Source organism: Achromobacter sp. GbtcB20 (assembly GCF_019091095.1).
GTDB lineage: Bacteria > Pseudomonadota > Gammaproteobacteria > Burkholderiales > Burkholderiaceae_B > Achromobacter > Achromobacter mucicolens.
This window is the reverse complement of the sequence record NZ_JAGXJZ010000058.1, coordinates 1-2,200: the sequence shown is the minus strand read 5'-3', so window position 1 is coordinate 2,200 and position 2,200 is coordinate 1. Positions and strand designations below refer to the sequence as shown.

Below are 2,200 nucleotides of genomic sequence, written 5' to 3'. Positions count from 1 at the left end.
CGCGCGGCGTGCAGACCACCGGTTCGCCCCGCGTATTGAACGTCGTATTGCCCAGGACCGGCACGCCGGTCAGCTGTTCGAACGCGGCCAGCAAGTCGTAATACCGTGCATTCTGATCCCGACGGATGGTCTGCACCCGTGCCGTGCCGTCGATGTGCCGCACCGCCGGAATCTGCTTGGCGCGGTGCGGCAACACGTCATAGACAAACAACATGAACGGTGCGCAGATCGAGGCCGTGCCGCGTCCGTCGAACCACTGAGCAGCCCGCTCCTCCATCACGACGGGCGCCACGGGGCGAAAGTCCTCGCGGTCCTTCAGGCCGTTTAACCGGGCCTGCATCGCACTGTCCCGGGGCGACGCCAGGATGGAGCGCGCGCCCAGCGCGCGAGGGCCGAACTCCATGCGGCCCTGGAACCAGCCCAGCACCTTTTCCTGCGCGAGCAACGCCGCAGCCTCGCCCGACACGTCGCTCAACTTGCGATAGGAAAGGTGCGCCTTGTCCAGGAAGCGCTCGATCTCCTCGTCCGGGTATGACGGCCCCAGATACGCGTGTTCCATGGTCCACGCGCGCTTGCCCCCGCGCCGATGGTAGTCCACGTACAGCGCCGCGCCCAGCGACGTGCCGGCGTCGCCCGCGGCCGGTTGCACCCACACCTCATCGAAGGGGCCATCCCGGGCGATGCGCGCATTCATCACGCAATTGAGCGCCACCCCGCCGGCCATGCACAGGCTCTTCGCGCCCGTCTTCTCGTGCAGCCACTGCGCCATGTGCAGCGCCGTTTCCTCCAGCACATACTGCAATGAACTGGCCACATTCTTGTGGCGGTCTTCAAAAGGCGCGCCGCGGCGTCTGGCCGGGCCGAAGCGCTCGGTAAGGCGTGCGGGTTGCAGCGAATAGCCGCCCTCTTCTTCCAGCCGAAGGATCTCGCGGAACTCCTTGCGGTACTCGGGCTTGCCAAACGAGGCCAGGGCCATCACCTTGTACTCGTCCGACGAATGCAGAAAGCCCAGCCAGGTGGTGACTTCCTCGTACAACAGGCCGAGCGAGTGCGGCAGGTCGATCTGCTTGAGCCGCGCGTACTCGCCGCCGGCGAACTGCCCATAGCTCGTCGTCGTGCGCTCACCCCGGCCGTCCATCGTCAGCACCGCGCATTCCGCGCACGGGGCCGCCAGGAACGCGCTGCTCTCGTGCGAAAGGTGATGGTCCAGATAGATCCATCGATCCGTGATGTGCTTGAGCGTCAGATCGTCAAAGCGTGGCGACTTCAGATGCAGCGGGGCGCCATCCAGAAGCTGGCGCGGCGCGTTCACCAGATACGAGAGAAACAGCGCGTCCCACGGCGACGCGCCTTCCGCGCCGGCGCCGGCCCGCGATGGCTCCAGGGGTAGCGTGATCTCCTGCGGCAGCGCCGCGCCGCCGGCCAGCAGCGCCGGGTCGTAGGAATAAACGATGTGATCCACGTCGCGCAGCCGAATGTCTGCCGCGGACAAACAATAGTCGATCGCGTAATACGGCAACTGCCAGGTGGTGAACGGGACGGGGCGCTTGCCGTGCTTGACGCGGGTAAAGCGTTCTTCCTCGGCGGCTGCCACCACGACGCCGTCATGAACCAGTGTGGCGGAGCAGTCGTGATACGCCGCATTGATGCCTAGAGTGAACATGAAATCGTCTCCTTGACGGCGCGCGGGCCCGTCTGAAACCGTGGGTGATGCCCAAGCAGCTCGCGGGCCGCAAATGCGACTTCCCCGGGCGGTACGCCCGCCAGGCACGCATGGTGTCCCTGCGGGCACACGCTGCGATAGCAGTACTTGCAGGGCACATCGTTACTCAGCACCCGGGCGTCGGTGCGCCAAGGCGTATGCTGCGGATTGGTCAGCGCGTACAGGTCCACGATCGGCGCGCCGACCGCGGCGGCGATGTGCGCGGGGCCGCTGTTGTTGCAGATGACCACCGCCGCGCCTTCGAGCGCGGCGCCCAGTTCGCCCAGGGTCAGGCCGTCCGACAGGTCGATCAGGCCCGGCAGCCAGCGCCGCCCCTCGGCCAGCGCTGGGGCCAACGCGGGATCCTCGTGGCCGCCGAGAAGCAGAATGCGCCGGCCGTCGCCGCGCAACGCAATCAGCGCCTGCACCATCAGCGCGGCCGGATACCGGCGCGACGCCGCCGTCGCGCCCGCATGCACGCAGATCCATCCGTCGGTT

At 67.1% G+C, this 2,200-nt stretch carries 2 protein-coding genes; both read right to left on the bottom strand.

What is annotated here, in order from left to right; translation table 11 throughout:
- A partial coding sequence (locus KVT32_RS27700) for a carbamoyltransferase C-terminal domain-containing protein (RefSeq protein WP_217619147.1) occupies positions 1 to 1,663 on the bottom strand: 1,663 nt, incomplete at its 3' end.
- Positions 1,651 to 2,200 (bottom strand): glycosyltransferase family 9 protein (locus KVT32_RS27695; RefSeq protein ID WP_217619146.1); only part of this gene is annotated, 550 nt, incomplete at its 5' end. The genes KVT32_RS27695 and KVT32_RS27700, both read right to left, overlap by 13 nt.